Consider the following 16,806-nt stretch of genomic DNA (forward strand, 5'->3'; position numbering starts at 1 on the left):
CCGACGCCGTCAAGAGCGGCCTCCTCGTCGGCACCGCCACCATCACCGCCAAGATCAAGTAACGCTTCCACGCCAGGGACGACCGCAGCACCACGCAGACCGCGTGGTGCTGCGGTCGTTCCGGCGTCTGCGGACCGCTGCTGCGGACCGCTGCTGCGGCCCGCCACGAGACGGCGACGGCCTGGAGGCGCGGATCACCTCACCGACGTCGGTGCCACCATCGGCGTGGCCGGTCCTCGGACGCCGTCGCCCGCTCGGCCGCGGCCAGCGCGTCCGCCGCCTGGCGCTCCTGCCGGCGGTCCCGCCACCGTGTCAGCTCCTCGTCGACGTCACGGAGCGGGGTCACCACCGGCGGCCCGCCGAGCAGCTGCCGACGGGCCTCCTTCACGCGGGCGTTGAAGTCCTCGAGCACGGCACGGACGTCGGTCTCGACGGACAGTTCGTCGAGGTGGGCGTCGAGTTCGGCGTCCTCCGTCCGGAGTGACAGGGCGGGAGGCGCGATCCCCCGGATGTCCTCCCGCTCGATCTTCGACTTGATCCACCAGTCGGGATCGTGCCGACCGTCGTTCCCGGGCAGGGGCTTGCCGTGGTACGGGTTCCCCTCGAAGGCGCCACGCCGTTCGGCCTGCTCGATCTGGGCCCTGGCGTGCGCCGCGACGTCCGCGGCCTTCAGGAGCCGGCGTTCCTCACGGACCTCGTCCGGGTCGAGCGAGCCGCGTTCGATCTCGCTGTCCACGAGCTGCTGGTACCGGTAGCGGGCGGCCCGCCGCAACCGGTCCATGCGTGCATCGACGTCGTTCATCGTGCTTCCATCTTGCACACGGACTCACGAATCGCGCGAGAGTTCCTCCACCGTGAGCGCTGCCTGGATGAGGGCGAGGTGCGAGAGGCCCTGCGGGAGGTTCCCCATGAAGGTGCCGTCCTCGCTGATCATCTCGCTGAACAGTCCGACGTCGTTCGCCTGCTCGACCATCTCGTCCATCAGCACCCGGGCATCGTCGACCCGGCCGACGCACGCCATAGCCGCGACGAGCCAGAACGAGCACGCCACGAACGGGGACTCCTCGTCCTCGATGCCGGAGTAGCGGTACACGAGCGGCCCGCGCTGCAGCTGGTCCTCGATCGCCCGGATCGTCGACTCCATCCGGGGACCACGATCGAACGCGCTCATCGCGTGCAGCAGGATCGACGTGTCGAGCGCGTCCGAGCCCGGGTACATCACGTAGTGGCCGCGTTCCTCGTCCCAGCCGTGTTCCCCGACCCACTGCACGATGAGCTCGCGGTTCTCGACCCACTTGTCACGCGGCCCGTCGATCATGCCGGCGTCGTGCAGCTCGATCGCCGCGTCGAGCGCCTGCCAGCAGCCGATCTTGCTCGTGACGTAGTGCTGGGCCTCCTCGAGCTCCCACATGCCCGAGTCCTGCTCCTCCCAGCGGTGACAGGCGTCGTCGGCGAGGCCCTGCAGGACCGCCGCGGTCTTCCGGTCGAGGACGTTCCCGGCCCGGACGTACTGCCGCAGGATCTCGAAGACGTCACCCCACACGCCGAGCTGCAGCTGGTCGCCCGCACGGTTCCCCACCGTGACCGGGCCGACGCCGTTCCACCCGGGGACGTCACGCTCCTCGACACCGTCGCTCTTCGACCCGTCGAGCCGGTAGAAGATCGGCATGTCCGCGTCGTGCTCGGCGATCGTCTGCATCACCCACGAGACCGCGGCGTGGGTCTCCTCGCGCAGGCCGAAGCGGGTGAGCGCGTGCACCGTGTAGGACAGGTCGCGCACCCAGGCGAACCGGTAGTCCCAGTTCTTCCCGCCGGTGCGGTCCTCGGGGAGGCTCGTCGTGGGGGCCGCTGCGATGGCGCCGGTGGGCGAGTAGATGAGGAGCTTGAGGGCGAGTGCGCTCCGCTGCACGGCGTCCGACCAGGGGCCGTCGTAGGAGAACTCCTCCGACCAGGTCGCCCAGTTGTCGATGGTGCGGTCCATCGCCTCGAGGGCGCTCTCGGGCCGCGGCATGAAGATCGGCTCGTCGTGGGTGCCGACGATCGTGAGGATGTGCTTCGAGCCCGCCGTGGCTGTGAACCGGCCGGAGAACCGGGGGCCGTCGTCGTGCACGGGATCGAACCCCTGCTCGACGATGGCGATCGTGATGCCGTCGATGCCGATGACCGCACCGTTCGCCGTGTCGAGTCGCTTCGGCTCCGAGGTGTTCAGCAGGGTGCCGGGCACGACCGCCCACTCCAGCTCGACCGACCCCTCGACGCCCTGCACGCAGCGCGCGACCTCTGCCCACGGCAGCCGACCGGCGACACCGGTGACCATCGCGTCCGTCACCGTCACGCGTCCGGATGGCGTCGTCCAGGTGCTGACGAGGACGTTCGTCCCCGGGAGGTACTCGCGGGAGACCTCGGCGGAGGCGTCCGTCGGCCGCAGCGCCACGTGGCCGCCGTGCTCGGGGTCGAGGATGCTGGCGAACACCGGCGGGGAGTCCATCGCCGGGATCGGCAACCAGTCGATCCGACCGTCGCGCGCGATGAGCGCCACCGTGCGTCCGTCACCGATCGCTCCGTAGGAGCGGAGCGGGACGTACCCGTCGGTGCGTTCGTCGTTGTCGATCGCGTCGGGGGTGTCTCGGGTCCGCTCGTTCATGCACCCAGCCTGCCCGTGCACTGGACCCGACCATCAGGCGGGCGTACCCCGCTGTGGAGAACGCGTGGCGAGCCTCCAGGCTGTGCAAACCGGCGACACGCCCGGGGCGACTTGTGCACCCCGGGCGTGTCGCACTACTGTCGTCCTCCTGCCCATCGGCAGGACCGCCCGTCCCGGGCACCACCGGAAGGACCGCGCATGCGCGCCGTGCAGCACCACGAACAGCGAGTCGAGCTCCAGCTCGACACGCTCCTCGTGCTGCCCGAACAGCGCAGTGAGCAGCAGCCCGACCGCTATCCCGCGTAGGCACGCGACGTCACCCGACGCCCCGTGCCCACCCGGCCCGGGGCGTCCTCTCCACCACGCTGCCCTCCGAACGCCACGTCTCGTGGCGCCCAACGGCAGCGGGAGTCCGCCTCGGACCGTCACCGAAGACGTCGCCGACGACCGTCGTCGACGACCGTCACGAAAGCGAGACGAAGCAATGGAGAAGATCAACGACCGGCTGCTGAGCTGGGCCTCGATGCTCGAGGAGAACACCGAGCAGCAGGCCCGCACGACCGCTCGCATGCCGTTCGTGTTCCCGCACCTGGCCCTCATGCCGGACGCCCACCTCGGCCTCGGGGCCACCGTCGGATCGGTCATCCCGACCCTCGGCGCCGTGATGCCGGCAGCCGTCGGCGTCGACATCGGCTGCGGCATGATCGCGGTCCGCACCCAGTTCACGACAGGCGACCTGCCCGACGACCTGCAGGAGCTCCGCGAGCAGATCGAGCGGGCCATCCCGCTGTCGGCCGGTGCGTCGAACCGGAAGATCGTCGCCACCGCCGAGCCCCGGATCGCGGAGCTCGAGACGATGGCGGCGGCCGCCGGGTTCGACCCCGCGGGGGCGCACGGCGGCTGGCGGAACCAGCTCGGCACCCTCGGGTCCGGCAACCACTTCATCGAGGTCTCCCTCGACGAGGTGGACCGGGTCTGGCTGTTCCTGCACTCCGGGTCGCGGGGTGTCGGCAACAAGATCGCCCAGCGGCACATCAAGGTCGCCAAGCGGATGATGCAGCGCTGGTGGATCGAGCTCCCGGACCCCGACCTGGCGTACCTGGTCGAGGGCACCCCGGAGTTCGACCGGTACATCGCCGAGCTGCGGTGGGCCCAGCACTTCGCGCGCCTCAACCGCGAGGAGATGATGGACCGGGTCGTGCGGCAGCTGTCCGAGGTGCTCGGACAGCCGGTCGACGAGCAGGAGCGGATCAACTGCCACCACAACTTCACCCAGCGTGAGACGCACTGGGGGAAGTCGGTGTGGGTGTCCCGGAAGGGTGCGATCCAGGCGAAGGCCGGGCAGCCCGGACTCATCCCCGGATCGATGGGCACCGCGTCGTACGTCGTCGAGGGCCTCGGCAACAAGCCGTCGCTCGAGTCGTCGCCGCACGGTGCCGGTCGGCTGTACTCGCGGTCCGCGGCACGGAGGACCTTCACGCACGACGAGCTCCGGGCGGCGATGGTCGGCATCGAGTACCGCGACACCGACGCGTTCCTCGACGAGATCCCCGCGGCGTACAAGCCCATCGACCAGGTCATGGCCGACGCGGCGGAGCTCGTGACGATCCGGCACACGCTGCGGCAGGTCGTCAACGTCAAGGGCGACTGACCGGAGGCGCGGGGCGGGTCCCGTCCCGCGCCTCCGGTCCGGCAGGTGGCTGGGACCCACCGCCCCTTCCGGACACGGGCCGTTCCGTCAGGCACGCTCTGTGGAGTGAGTGAGCAGGCGGAACAGGCGGCCCGGAAGACCGGACGCGAAGCGAGGCGGGTCGCGGACAGCCGCTGGTTCGAGGTGACCGCTCGTGCGGGGTTCGTCGGCAGCGGCATCGTGCACCTGCTCATCGGCTACCTGGCGATCCTGCTCGGCGTCGGGAACGCCTCCTCCGGCACCGAGACCGACCAGTCCGGAGCGCTGCAACAGATCGCTGCGGTCCCGGGCGGCGTCTTGCTCCTCTGGATCGTGACCGTCGGTTGTGCGGCGCTGACCATCCGGCTCGTGCTCGAGGCCGTGGTCGGCGGCCGCACCGACAGCGCCCGCGCCTGGGGCAACCGCTTCAAGGACGTCTGCAAAGCCGTGGTCTACGGCGTCATCGCGTACTCGGCCGCGTCCTACGCCGTCGGTGCCGGAAAGAGCTCGAGCGGATCGACCCGCAGTGCCGCGGCGAAGGCACTCGCGACGCCCGGTGGCGTGTTCCTGCTGCTCCTCGTGGCGGCCGTCGCCGTCGGCATCGGGATCGGCCTCGTGGTGATCGGGATCCGCCGCTCGTTCTGGAAGCAGCTCGTGCACCCGCCGCAGTCGGTCGAGCGGGTCGTCACGGTGCTCGGCGTGGTCGGCTACGTGCTCAAGGGCCTCGCGGTGGTGATCGTCGGTGTGCTCATCGCGGTCGCCGGGTTCCGCAGCGATCCCGACCAGGCCACCGGGCTCGACGGGGCCTTCGACGCGTTGCGGAGCATGCCCGGTGGGGTGTTCGTCCTCGTGGCGATCGGCATCGGGTTCCTGGCCTTCGGCGTCTACAGCTTCTTCCGGGCCCGGTACGCCCGTCTCTGACGGACGGGCGTTCGCCGAGCTCGGAGGCTCCCGCTGGGGACGAGCAGAGGCGTGGCCGGTAGACCGGGGGCATGAGCTCCACTGCGACGACCGGACCCGTGACCGTCTTCTCCGACGCCCGAGCAGTCCTCGCCGAGAGCATCGTGTGGGACCCGGCAGCCCAACGGCTGCGCTGGGCTGACATCACACTCGGGACGCTGAACACGGCCGACGCACGCGGTGCCCTCGAGTCGAGCGTACCGCTGCCGCCCCCGCTCGCGAGCTTCCAACCCCGAGCGGCCGGCGGATTCGTCGCAGCACTCGGGGACGTGGTGGTGGTGACCGACGCCGAGGGCTCCGTCGAGCGGGAGATCGCCCGCGTACAGCACGCCGGTCCGGGGCTCCGGTTCAACGAGGGCAAGTGCGACCCGTTCGGCCGATTCCTGGTCGGCAGCATGAACCTCACGACGGGCGAGCCCGACGGGGCCCTGTACTCGATCGAGGCGGACGGCGCGACGCGGCTGCTCCGGGGCGGCTTCGGGGTGACGAACGGGATGGAGTGGTCGGACGACGGCACCGTGATGTACGTGACGGACACGAGCGCCTCCACGATCTACCGCGCGCCGTACGGAGCGGACGGGGAGCTCGGTGAACTCGAGCCGTTCGTCGTCGGCGCCGCCCACGACGGACTCGTCCGCGACGACGAGGGGTGCTTCTGGAGCGCGATCTACGGCGGGGGACGGGTCGAGCGGTACGGTGCGGACGGATCGCATCTCGAGACGGTCGAGCTCCCCGCACCGAACGTCACCTCGGTGGCGTTCGGCGGCCCGGACATGTCGACCCTGTTCGTCGCCACGGCGCGGGAGAACCTCACCGAGGAGCAGCTCAGAGCCCACCCGCACTCGGGTGCGGTGTTCGCGGTACCGACCCGGGTGCACGGGTTCCCCGCGAACACGTTCAGCGGCTGAGCCGCGCACGGCCCCGGCGACCAGGACTCCCGGCGCGACGGCGGGTATCGTGGGCGCTCGCCCGACCCGAGGAGACCGAAGTGAACGACGACCACACGGCAGCCACCCCGGACCCGGCGAGCGAGCTCGCACAGGCCGAGGACGCGGACGTCACCGTGGAGGTCGACCGGGTCGCCGTCGACGGCACCTACGTGCGGGTGAGCTCCATCGGCGAGCCGGGTGAGCGAGCGTTCCTGCTCGTCGCCGGGCTCGGCATCGCCGCCACCTACTACGAACGGCTCGCCCCGCACCTCAACGAGAACGGTCCGGTGCACGCTCTGGACCTGCCCGGGTTCGCCGGCGTCCCGCGGTTCCGGGGCAGGGTGTCGATCGAGCGGTACGCCGATGCCGTCGAGAAGGTCATCGACGACCTCGGTCTGGTCGACCCCGTGCTCGTCGGGCACTCGATGGGGACGCAGGTCGTGACGGAGGTCGCCGCCCGCCGTCCGGAGATCTCCGACCTCGTGCTCATCAGCCCGGTCGTGGACTCGCACGCGCGCACGGTCCGGCAGTCGGCGTTCCGGTTCCTCCGGTCGACGCTGCACGAGCCTGCGGCGGTCCGGTGGCACGGCATCACGGCGTACGTGCTGTGCGGCTGGCACTGGTTCTCGAAGGTGCTGCCACGGATGATCGCGTTCCCGATCGAGGAGCGCGCCGCACACGTGCAGGCGCGCACCCTCATCGTGCGTGGCGAGTACGACGCGATGGTCCCGCGGGACTGGGTCCGCCGGTTGGCCCGGGTGTTCCCCTACGCGGTCCTCCGCGAGGTCGTGGACGGCGCGCACTCGGTCATGCACGCGCAGGCCGACGCGGTGGCCCGGCTCGCGGTGGACCACGTTGCGGGTCGGCTGCCCGACCGCGGGGTCTCCTCGCTGCAGCGCGTGCGTGACGACTCGACGGCGTCGGACCTGTCGCGGCTCAGCCCGCGCGAGGCCTGGATGCTCGTGAAGTCGCGGTTCGTGGAGCTGTTCGGGATGGCGAAGAACGACGACGAGACGCTCGAGGCGGCGAAGTCCGCCCACGCCGTGGCGATGGCCGACGGCGACGACCTGCCGGTCGACCCGGCCGACCGCAAGGCGGTCGTCGACGCGGTCGCCCCCGAGACCCGCGAGGCCGGCTGAACCGACGCGGTGGGCTGGACCGCCTGGAGGCGCGGTGCCGGTCTCGAGAACCGGCACCGCGCCTCCAGGAAGTCGCCTCCGGAGCGCGGGACGACCGTCAGGGCGTGATGCGGCCCGGCAGCATGTCGGCCGTCAGCGCGTGCGCCTCGGCGAGCACCTTGCGGGCCTCGTCCGTCTTGTCCCAGACGTTCCAGAGCAGCACGCCACGCACCGTGTCGTCGTCATCGAGGTAGTAGACGACGCCGGTGACGGTCGGGTCCTGCCAGTCCTCGACGGTGCGGAGCTTCGTCGTCACCTGTCCGACGGCCTCGTACCCCATGTCGAAGACGTCGGAGTAGAACATCGGCGTGTGGTCGTAGGTCTCGTCCGCGTCCGCCAGGTTCCGGCCTGCCTGCCGACCCTGCTGCTGCGCGTTGTCGACGTGCTCGACGCGGCGGGTGCCGAGGATCCGGTCGGGGTACTCGGCCACGTCCCCGGCGGCGAAGACCGACTCGTCGTCGGTCAGCAGCGTCGAGGAGACGAGGATGCCGTCCCGCACGGTGAGGCCGGCGTCCGCGGCGAGCTGGGTCGCCGGTTCGATGCCGAGTCCGACGACGACCGCATCGGCCTCGACCGTGGAGCCGTCGTCGAGCGTCAGGGTGATGCCGCCCTCGTGCTCGTGGCCCTGTTCCACCCGGCGCCCGGTGCGGAGGGTGACGCCGTGGTCGGTGAACCGCTGCTGGAACGCCCGCGCGAGGTCGTCCGGGAACATCCGGCCGCCGACGACCTCGTCCGGGTCGACGAGCGTGACGCGGGCACCGTTCTGCACGATGCCCGCCGCGATCTCGGTGCCGATGTACCCGCCGCCGACCACGGCCACGTGGGCCCCGGCGTCGGCGAGCTCACGGAGTCGTCGGTAGTCGGCGGCGCTGCGGTAGTCGAGCACCCGGTCGGACGGTGACAGGCCGGGCAGGCCCCGCGGCTTCCCACCCGTGGCGAGGAGCAGCCGCTCGTAGCCGTGGGTGTCGCCGTCGGCCGTCGTCACGGTCTTCGCGGCACGGTCGATCGCCGTGACCGCGGTGCCGAGGACGAAGGACGCCCCGGTCTCCTCGGTGTGCAGGTCGACCTTCTCGTCCCAGCTGAAGTCCGGGTCGGTCCAGAGCTTCTTCGAGAGCGCCGGCCGGGCGTACGGCCGGTCGACGTCCTCGCTGATGATGCCGATCGTGCCGTCGGCGTCGAGTTCGCGGACGCCCCGTGCTGCGGCGTCCGCGACCATCCCGCCGCCGACGATGAGGTAGCGGTAGTCGGTCATGTGCGGCCGGGGGTCAGGCGTGCGCCGAGGCGTCCGCGACGGCCGGGGTCGTGGCCGAGGCGAGGGGCGTGCTCGGCGCGCGGTTCTCCGCGGAGACCATCCACGCGAGCTGCTCGAGGCGCTCGATGAAGCCGTGGAGCAGGTCCGCGGTCGTCGGGTCCTCCTCGTCGACCTCGTCGTGGACGTCGCGCATGGTCCCGGTGGCCTGGTAGAGGCGCAGCGTGACCTGGTCGATCGCGTCGTGCGTGGTGATCTCGCCCTCGGGGAACTGGTCGAGGTGGCTGCTCGCGGCGACCGTGCTCGAGCGTCCGTCCGGCACGGCGTAGAGCGCACGCATGCGCTCGGCGGTGTCGTCGGCGAACTCGCGAGCCGCGTCGACGATCTCGTCGAGCTGGAGGTGGAGGTCCCGGAAGTTGGTCCCGAGGATGTTCCAGTGGGCCTGCTTGCCCTGGACGTGCAGGTCGATGAGGTCCACGAGGACCGCCTGGAGGTTCTTGGCGAGCTTGTCCGATGCGTGCATGATCGGTTCCTTCCGCGTTGGTGGCCGGTACCAGACCGGTCTACGCGGTGCAGCAGGGCGCGCGCTCAGAAGTGCGTCCCCCGTGGATGATCAGTGCGAGACGACGGGGTCGACCTGGTCCACGGCGGAGCGCATCTGCTCGAGGAACACCGCGACGACACGGGCGTCGTCGGCGGAGAGCCCCTCGGCGATGGACATCATCCGGCGGTGCATGATGCCGAGGGTCGCGCGGACCTCGTCGTCGGTCTCGGTCGTCGGCGTGATGACGAGCGCGCGGCGGTCGGTGGGGTGCGGGTCACGGCGGACGTGGTTCGACTTCACCAGGCGGTCGATCAGGATCGTCGTCGACGCCGACGAGATCTTGAGGTAGGCGGCGAGGTCTTTCGGCTTGACGGTGCGTCCGGCGCGCTGGGCCTGCAGCAGGTAGCGCACCGCGAGCAGGTCGGTCTCGCCCATGCCCATCGAGTCCCGGGTCCGGCGGCGCATGGCCGTCTCGGCGGCACGGTACCGGCGCAGGGCGTTCAGCACGGCGACGCCGCGTTGCGTCGCGTCGTCATCGGGGAACCAGTACCCGGACGGCTCCGTGATCTCCTGCGTGGACATGGACTTCAGGTTAGTCCGTCTCGTTGTCAGGCTGTCTAGGGACCTCACGGGATGCGGTCTCCCGCACCACACGGACGGACGGGAGGCGCGGTGCCAGCTGGCACCGCGCCTCCAGGCCCTGTCGGTGTTACGCGGCGACCTGCTCGGCCGACGCGTCGGCGAGCGCCCTCAGCGCGCCCTGCACCAGCTCGGTGACCTCGGCGTCCTCGCGCGGGTGGGTCTCCGCGAAGCGGACGACCGACTGCGGGATGGCGACCTTCACGTCCTCGAGGACCTTCGCACCCGCGATGCCGGCCACCTTGCGGGCGTCGTCGTGCGCCCAGACGCCGCCGTACTGGCCGAACGCCGAACCGATCGCGGCGAGGGGCTTACCGGAGATCGGGGAGGCACCGAACGGACGCGACGCCCAGTCGAGCGCGTTCTTCAGGACGGCCGGGATCGTGCCGTTGTACTCCGGCGTGACGAGCAGGACGGCGTCGGCGGCCTCGATGGCGGCACGGAACGCGACGGCCGAGGCGGGCGGGGTCTCGCCGTCGATGTCCTCGTTGTAGAAGGGCAGGTCGACGATGCCGTCGAACGTGGTGACCTCGATGCCCTCCGGAGCGTGGTGCACGGCTGCCTCGGCGAGCTTGCGGTTGATCGAGTCGGCGCGGAGGCTGCCGACGAGGGCGAGGACGTTCGTCATGGTGGATCCTGTTCGTTCTGGTACGGAAAGGTGTCACCGACAACCAAAGCATCCGACCCCGGCGGTATTCCCGTCTGTGTAGGTTGACGACGTGAGCACGCTTCGGACGCCGGCCAGCACACCCCGCACGACCGACCCGGACTGGTGGCGGAACGCCGTCGTCTACCAGGTCTACCCGCGCAGCTTCGCCGACACGGACGGCGACGGGCTCGGGGACGTCGCCGGGATCACGAGCCGCGTGCCGTACCTGGCGTCGCTCGGCGTCGACGCGATCTGGCTCTCGCCGTTCTTCCCGTCGCCCCTGGCCGACGGCGGCTACGACGTCGCCGACTACCGCGCCGTCGACCCTCGGCTCGGGACGCTCGACGACTTCGACGCGCTCGTCCGCGCCGCGCACGAGCACGACGTCCGGGTGATCGTCGACGTCGTGCCGAACCACACGTCGGACCACCACGAGTGGTTCCGGGCAGCGCTCGCGTCTGCACCCGGGTCGCCCGAACGGGCGCGGTACGTGTTCCGCGACGGTGCTGGTCCCTCGGGCGAGCAGCCGCCGAGCGACTGGGTGTCGAACTTCGGCGGGAGCGCCTGGACCCGGGTGCCGGACGGGCAGTGGTTCCTGCACCTGTTCGCCCCGGAGCAGCCCGACCTCGACTGGTCGAACCCGGTGGTCCGGAGCGACTTCGAGGACACCCTGCGCTTCTGGTCCGACCGGGGTGTCGACGGCTTCCGCGTGGACGTCGCGCACGGGCTGGCGAAGGACCTCTCGACGCCGTACCGCCCGTCGAACGAGCACGCGCTGCCCCTCGACGGTTCCGACCCGCTCTACGACCGCGACGAGGTGCACACGATCTTCGAGTCCTGGCGGACCGTGCTCGACGAGTACGACCCGCCCCGCGCGGCGGTCGCCGAGGCCTGGGCGCCGGCGCCCCGTCGGGTGCTCTACGCGCGGCCCACGGAGCTCGGTCAGGCGTTCAACTTCGACCTGCTCGAGGCACCCTTCGAGGCGTCGGCGTTCCGGACGGTCGTCGACAGGAACCTCGCTGCTGCGCAGGAGTCCGGCGCCTCGAGCACCTGGGTGCTGTCGAACCACGACGTCGTGCGGCACGCGACCCGGTACGGGCTGCCGGACGGCGCCGACACCGACGCCTGGCTGATGACCGACGGCACGCAGCCGGCGCTCGACCGAGCCAAGGGGCTCCGCCGGGCGCGGGCCGCGACGCTGCTCATGCTGGCGCTCCCGGGGTCGTCGTACGTCTACCAGGGCGAGGAGCTCGGGCTGCAGGAGGCCGCGGCCATCCCGCACGACCTGCTGCAGGACCCGAAGTGGATCCGCACCGGCCACACCGTGAAGGGCCGGGACGGCTGCCGCGTGCCGATCCCGTGGACGACGTCGGGTCCCTCGTTCGGCTTCGGGTCGGTCGCGCCCCACCTGCCGCAGCCGGCCGAGTTCGGCGCGTTCTCGGTCGAGGCGGAGTCGGACGACCCGTCCTCGACCCTGTCGCTCTACCGCGCGGCGCTCGCCGCCCGACGGCGGTTGCAGCGGGGCGAGTCGCTCGCGTGGATCGACGCGGGCGACGGCGTGGTCGCCTTCGAACGCCACGACGGGTGGCGTTCGGTCACGAACTTCGGCACCGAGCCGGTGCCGCTGCCCGTCGGCACCGTGGTGGTGGCATCGGGTCCGGTGTCGGACGACGTGCTGCCGGGGGAGACGACCGTCTGGCTCGCCTGACCGACGGCTGCCGCCCTGTCCTCCACAGCCTGGAGGCGCGGGGTAGCGATCCACAGATCGGCTGACGTCCGCCTGGCGGTCGCGTCAGGATCGCGACCATCGGGGCATGAGAGATCCCAACACCCCGACGGGCGGCCGTGCGGCCGCCCGGTCACGTCCCGTCCGGTTCGCCGTGGGCGTCGCCAGCGTCCTCACCGCGCTCGGCGTCCTCGCCGCACCGGCGCTCGTCCCCGCTGCCTCGAGCGCGGGCGAGCTCACCTTCCCGTACGAGAACCCGTTCGACGCCGCTGACGGCGGCACGCTCGGCGGCGACGCGGTCGTCACCGACGGCCGCCTCCGGCTCACCGACGACGTCCGACGCCAGGCCGGGTCGTGGTCGACCGACGACACCTTCCCGTCCGACCTCGGGCTCGAGATCGAGTTCGAGTACGCGATGTGGAACGACGTGGGCGACACCGGTGCGGACGGCCTCGTGCTGTCGCTCGCCGACGGTGCCGCACCGCAGGGAGTCGGAGCCTTCGGCGCGGCCCTCGGGTACGCCTGCCGGGACGAACGGAGCCAGGGCGGCGTGTTCCCCTGTGAGCTACCGGGACTCCCGGGCGGGTTCGCCGGCATCGCGTTCGACCAGTACGGCAACTTCTCGCTGCCGTTGAACCAGTCCGGTCCCGGTGCCCAGGCGGAGTCGGTCGTGATCCGTGGGTCCGGCGACGGGCTCAGCGGGTACCGCTACGTCGACGGCGTCGCAGCGCCCGGTGCGGTGCAGACCGACGGCTCCCGTGCCCGGAAGGTCCGTGTGACGCTCCTGCCGGGCGCTGCCGGTGAACTCTCCGTGACCGTGCGGCTCGAGGCCGGCGGAGCGATGCGGACGGTGCTCGACCGCGTTCCCCTGCACGGTGACGGGCAGGCACCCCTGCCGCCGACGCTCCGCCTCGGCTTCTCCGCCGCGACCGGAGCCCACGTGAACGCGCACGAGGTCGACGCGCTCCGGGTCTGGCAGCCCGCCGACCTCGCGGTGGAGCAGGACCTCGCGCCCAGCGTGACGGCGGGTGACACGGTCGAGTACGACGTGACCGCACGGAACGTCGGCCCGAACGCCTCGGCGCCGAGTCCCCTCGACGTCGACGTGCCCGACGTCCTGCATGACGTGACCTGGTCGTGCACCGCGGCGAGCGGGTCCTCGTGCGGTGCTCCCAGCGGCGCGGGGGACGTCGCGACCGAGGTCGACCTGCCGCGTGACGGGGCGGTGACGGTCACGGTCCGCGGTCGGCTCCCCGCGGGCACGACCGGCAGTCTCGACAGCGTCGCGACGATCGGCACGGCGCCCCCGCTGGCGGACATCGACGAGTCGGACAACGTCTCCACGGCGAGTGCGACCGTCGAGGCCGGTGCCGGACCGGTCGCGCACGTCGAGACCGACAAGTCCGTCGAGCCCTCGACCGGCATCGCCCCGGGCGACGAGGTCGAGTACACCGTGACCGCGCGGAACGTCGGACCGGACCCGGCGGAACGGGTCGGTGCCGTGGACGAACTCCCGGTGGCCATGCGGTTCGTCGGGTCGGACGACGGGTGCACCGCGTCCGGCCAGGTCGTGACGTGTTCCTCGGAGCGTTCCCTCGCGGCGGGGGAGTCGCTGGGCTTCCGGATCCGGGCGGCACTCGACCCCGGGTACGAGGGTGACGGGTCGGACGTGGTCAACGTCGCGACGGCCACCTCGCCGACCGATCCGGACGGCGGACGCCCCTCGCCCGAGGTCGGCATCGGCGTCGTCGATCCGGGTGACGGCGGGCCAGGGGACGGGGGACCGGGTGACGGGGGACCGGACGACGGCGGGGACGGTGACGGCGGACCGGGTGCCGGGGTCGGGTCCGGCGACGAGCACGCACCCGTGACCGACGGGCGCCGCGCGTCACGAGGCGGCTCCCTCGCCTACACCGGCGCCGAGGACCTCGGGCTGCTCGCGGCGATCGCGGGTGTGGCCGTCGCGGCGGGCGGCACGTGCTGGTGGCTCGCGCGGCGACGTCGTCGTGCACGTGGTGGACCGGAGGACGTCCGGCGGGCGTGACGGACCCGCGACGGTGGGACGGTGCCGGCGGTGTCGCGCGGCGCCGTCCCACCGGCCGTGGGGTGGCGGGGTCGCCCGGGTTCGAGCATCCTCAGCGGCGGCACGTCCACCGCGGTCGGTCGCACGACGGTCCGGCGGTAGGATCGAACCACGATCCGCATGCCCGAAAGAGGTCTCGTGTCCGACTCCGTGGACGACTCCGGCCAGCGCGCGCGGTACTGGCCGATCCCCGTCCTCCGGGCCGTCCCAGCCGCGATCGTGGCCCTCGTCATCACCTTCTCGTCCAACCACGCAGCGGGCTACGGCCTGCTGCTGTTCGGCGGGTTCGCGGTCGTCGACGGGCTCGTGCTCCTGCTGGCGGGCCTGACGCGCCTGGCGGCGGACGACCGGTCGCGGCGCACCACCCTCGTGCAGTCGGTCATCACGCTGCTCGCCGCGGTCGCCGCCTTCGCGTGCAACGGACTCGGACTGCCGGCCTTCATCGCCGTCGTCGTCGCCTTCGCCGTGCTGACCGGCGCCCTCGAGCTGACGCAGGGTCTCCGCGCCCGTGGTCGCTCGCCGTTCGCCCGCGACTGGACCACCATCGGCGGTCTCACGCTGCTGCTCGCCGTCGCCTTCCTGGTGACGCCCCCCGACTACTCACAACAGCTCGGCGGCGTCGAGCAGGTGACCGGCACCCTGGACGCCTCGATCGTCCTCGTCGGCCTGCTCGGCGCGTACCTCGCCGTCACGGCGGTCTTCCACGTGATCGCCGGACTCTCGCACAAGTGGGGAACGGCCGCTCCGGCAGCCGCCCCGGACGGAGCACCACACGCATGACCACCCCCAGCCGCCGCGACCGCCTGCGCCCGGTCGAGCTCCTCGGGATCTCCGCGATCGTCGCGGTCTTCACCGGACTCGTCGTGTTGTTCTCGACGCGGGAGCTCCAGCTCGCCGTGATCTTCCTCGGTGTCGCGTTCATCGTCGTCGTGGTCGTCCTCGCCATGCTGCAGCTGGCGTCGTCGAGTGACCAGGACGACAACGACATGCTCGGCGGGCACAAGACCCCGGGCGAAGGAGACGGCGACGACTTCCACTGAGTCACCCGCCGCCCGGGCGCTGCCGTCACGTCGGCCGTTCCAGGGCGATCCCGACCTGCCGCAGCGGTACCGGCACCGGTACCTGATCCTCGCGGTGTGCTGCATGAGCCTGTTCATCGTGTCGATGGACGCCACGGTGGTGAACGTCGCCCTGCCGTCGATCGGCCGTGAGCTCGACAGCACCATCTCCGGCCTGCAGTGGACGATCGACGCCTACACGCTGGTGCTCGCGAGCCTCCTCCTGCTGTCGGGGTCGACCGCGGACCGGATCGGTCGTCGGCGGACGTTCCAGATCGGCCTCGCGCTGTTCACCGTGGGGTCGCTCCTCTGCTCGATCGCGCCGGGCGTCGGCTGGCTCGTGGTCTTCCGGATGGTGCAGGCCGTCGGGGGATCGATGATGAACCCCGTCGCGATGTCGATCATCACCGCCACCTTCGACGACGCGAAGGAGCGTGCCCGAGCGGTCGGCGTCTGGGGTGCGGTGGTCGGGGTGTCGATGGGGCTCGGGCCGCTCGTCGGCGGGGCGCTCACGGACACCGTCGGCTGGCGCGCGATCTTCTGGATCAACGTGCCGATCGGCATCGCGGCGATCGTCCTCACCTTCCTGTTCGTCCCCGAGTCCAAGTCACCGAAGCCCCGACGGCTCGACCCGGTCGGGCAGGTGCTCGTCATCGTGCTCCTCGCAACCCTCGTCGGCGGGCTCATCGAGGGGCCGCGACTCGGGTGGACGTCCCCGGCGGCCCTCGGGCTGTTCGTCGTCGCTGCGGCCTCCCTCGTGGTGCTCGTCGCCGTCGAACGCCGTCGCCGTGAACCGCTCATCGACGTCCGCTTCTTCCGGAGCATCCCGTTCTCGTCCGCCGTGGTGACCGCGATCGCTGCCTTCGGTGCGAACGGGGCGTTCCTGTTCCTCAACGCCCTGTACCTGCAGGAGGTCCGGGGGATGTCCCCGTTCGAGGCCGGCCTGTGGACGCTGCCGGCAGCGGTCGCGACGATGCTGGTGTCCCCGGTGTCCGGGCGGCTCGTCGGATCGGTTGGCACGCGGGTGCCGTTCGTCCTCGCCGGCATCGGGGTCGGCGGCGCCGGTGCCATCCTCACCACGATCGACGCGCACACGCCGATGTGGGTGCTCGTCGTGGCCTTCGCGCTGTTCGGCTTCGGCTTCGGCATGGTGAACGCCCCCATCACGAACACCGCGGTGTCGGGCATGCCCCGTGCGCAGTCCGGCTCCGCCGCCGCCGTCGCCTCGACCAGCCGGCAGACCGGGGTCTCCCTCGGTGTCGCCCTGGCCGGCACGGTCACCGGCGCGAGCGCGGTGGCGAGCGTCGGCGCCGGGTTCGCCGTGGCGACGCACGCGATGTGGTGGATCGTGGTCGGGATCGGCGCGGGCATCGTCGTCGTCGGGTTCCTGTCCACCTCGGCGGCCGCGAAGCGCTCGGTGGAGGGCGTCGCGCACCTGCTCCGGGACTGAGGCCCGGCCGGCGACACGCCCGGGGTCA

The 16,806-nt window shown here is 71.7% G+C and carries 15 protein-coding genes; 9 read left to right on the forward strand and 6 right to left on the reverse strand.

Annotation, left to right across the window (positions count from 1 at the left end):
- Positions 1–199 precede the first annotated feature (199 nt).
- Together FS532_RS16865 and FS532_RS16870 are read right to left on the reverse strand one after the other, a co-directional pair.
- Complete coding sequence (locus FS532_RS16865) at positions 200–802, reverse strand: J-domain-containing protein (protein WP_144756905.1); 603 nt, start codon at positions 800–802, stop codon at positions 200–202.
- Positions 803–826: 24 nt separating this feature from the next.
- Positions 827–2,644 carry a glycoside hydrolase family 15 protein gene (locus tag FS532_RS16870; protein ID WP_144756907.1) on the reverse strand — a complete coding sequence of 606 codons (1,818 nt, stop codon included), beginning with the start codon at positions 2,642–2,644 and terminating at the stop codon, positions 827–829.
- A gap of 484 nt (positions 2,645–3,128) precedes the next feature.
- Here FS532_RS16870 and FS532_RS16875 point away from each other — a divergent pair, with 484 nt between their 5' ends.
- From FS532_RS16875 to FS532_RS16890, 4 genes are all read left to right on the forward strand, one after another.
- Positions 3,129–4,295, forward strand: a complete 1,167-nt coding sequence (locus FS532_RS16875; protein ID WP_144756909.1) for an RtcB family protein — start codon at positions 3,129–3,131, stop codon at positions 4,293–4,295.
- A gap of 105 nt (positions 4,296–4,400) precedes the next feature.
- Entirely contained in the window at positions 4,401–5,234 is an 834-nt protein-coding gene (locus tag FS532_RS16880) for a DUF1206 domain-containing protein (RefSeq protein ID WP_186322104.1), read from the forward strand.
- Between the two features lie 71 nt (positions 5,235–5,305).
- Entirely contained in the window at positions 5,306–6,181 is an 876-nt protein-coding gene (locus FS532_RS16885) for an SMP-30/gluconolactonase/LRE family protein (RefSeq protein WP_144756913.1), read from the forward strand.
- 80 nt (positions 6,182–6,261) lie between these two features.
- Complete coding sequence (locus tag FS532_RS16890; protein WP_186322105.1) at positions 6,262–7,341, forward strand: alpha/beta fold hydrolase; 1,080 nt, start codon at positions 6,262–6,264, stop codon at positions 7,339–7,341.
- Between the two features lie 97 nt (positions 7,342–7,438).
- Here the strand turns inward: FS532_RS16890 and FS532_RS16895 are convergent, their stop codons facing one another.
- The 4 genes from FS532_RS16895 to FS532_RS16910 all read right to left on the reverse strand — a co-directional run bounded on the left by FS532_RS16895 (position 7,439) and on the right by FS532_RS16910 (position 10,440).
- Positions 7,439–8,632 (reverse strand): NAD(P)/FAD-dependent oxidoreductase, encoded by a 1,194-nt coding sequence (locus tag FS532_RS16895; RefSeq protein ID WP_144756917.1) that lies wholly within the window; start codon positions 8,630–8,632, stop codon positions 7,439–7,441.
- 13 nt (positions 8,633–8,645) lie between these two features.
- Positions 8,646–9,152 carry a Dps family protein gene (locus FS532_RS16900; protein WP_144756919.1) on the reverse strand — a complete coding sequence of 169 codons (507 nt, stop codon included), beginning with the start codon at positions 9,150–9,152 and terminating at the stop codon, positions 8,646–8,648.
- A 90-nt stretch (positions 9,153–9,242) separates the two neighbouring features.
- Complete coding sequence (locus FS532_RS16905; RefSeq protein WP_144756921.1) at positions 9,243–9,755, reverse strand: MarR family winged helix-turn-helix transcriptional regulator; 513 nt, start codon at positions 9,753–9,755, stop codon at positions 9,243–9,245.
- 127 nt (positions 9,756–9,882) lie between these two features.
- Positions 9,883–10,440 carry an NADPH-dependent FMN reductase gene (locus FS532_RS16910; RefSeq protein ID WP_144756923.1) on the reverse strand — a complete coding sequence of 186 codons (558 nt, stop codon included), beginning with the start codon at positions 10,438–10,440 and terminating at the stop codon, positions 9,883–9,885.
- Between the two features lie 91 nt (positions 10,441–10,531).
- Here FS532_RS16910 and FS532_RS16915 point away from each other — a divergent pair, with 91 nt between their 5' ends.
- The 5 genes from FS532_RS16915 to FS532_RS16935 all read left to right on the forward strand — a co-directional run bounded on the left by FS532_RS16915 (position 10,532) and on the right by FS532_RS16935 (position 16,778).
- On the forward strand, positions 10,532–12,169 hold the full coding sequence (locus FS532_RS16915) for a glycoside hydrolase family 13 protein (protein WP_144756925.1): 1,638 nt from the start codon (positions 10,532–10,534) through the stop codon (positions 12,167–12,169).
- A 106-nt stretch (positions 12,170–12,275) separates the two neighbouring features.
- On the forward strand, positions 12,276–14,231 hold the full coding sequence (locus FS532_RS16920) for a lectin-like domain-containing protein (RefSeq protein WP_144756927.1): 1,956 nt from the start codon (positions 12,276–12,278) through the stop codon (positions 14,229–14,231).
- Between the two features lie 177 nt (positions 14,232–14,408).
- Positions 14,409–15,050, forward strand: coding sequence for a DUF308 domain-containing protein (locus FS532_RS16925; protein ID WP_260852793.1), 642 nt, complete (start codon positions 14,409–14,411; stop codon positions 15,048–15,050).
- The gene (locus tag FS532_RS16930) at positions 15,047–15,310 is read left to right on the forward strand and encodes a hypothetical protein (protein WP_079237915.1); all 264 of its coding nucleotides are present in this window, start codon (positions 15,047–15,049) and stop codon (positions 15,308–15,310) included. The genes FS532_RS16925 and FS532_RS16930 overlap by 4 nt, the downstream gene beginning before the upstream one ends.
- A 55-nt stretch (positions 15,311–15,365) precedes the next feature.
- Positions 15,366–16,778 carry a DHA2 family efflux MFS transporter permease subunit gene (locus FS532_RS16935; protein ID WP_144757113.1) on the forward strand — a complete coding sequence of 471 codons (1,413 nt, stop codon included), beginning with the start codon at positions 15,366–15,368 and terminating at the stop codon, positions 16,776–16,778.
- Positions 16,779–16,806: the final 28 nt, after the last annotated feature.

The sequence above is a fragment of the Curtobacterium pusillum genome (assembly GCF_007673235.1).
Taxonomy (GTDB): Bacteria; Actinomycetota; Actinomycetes; order Actinomycetales; family Microbacteriaceae; genus Curtobacterium; species Curtobacterium pusillum_C.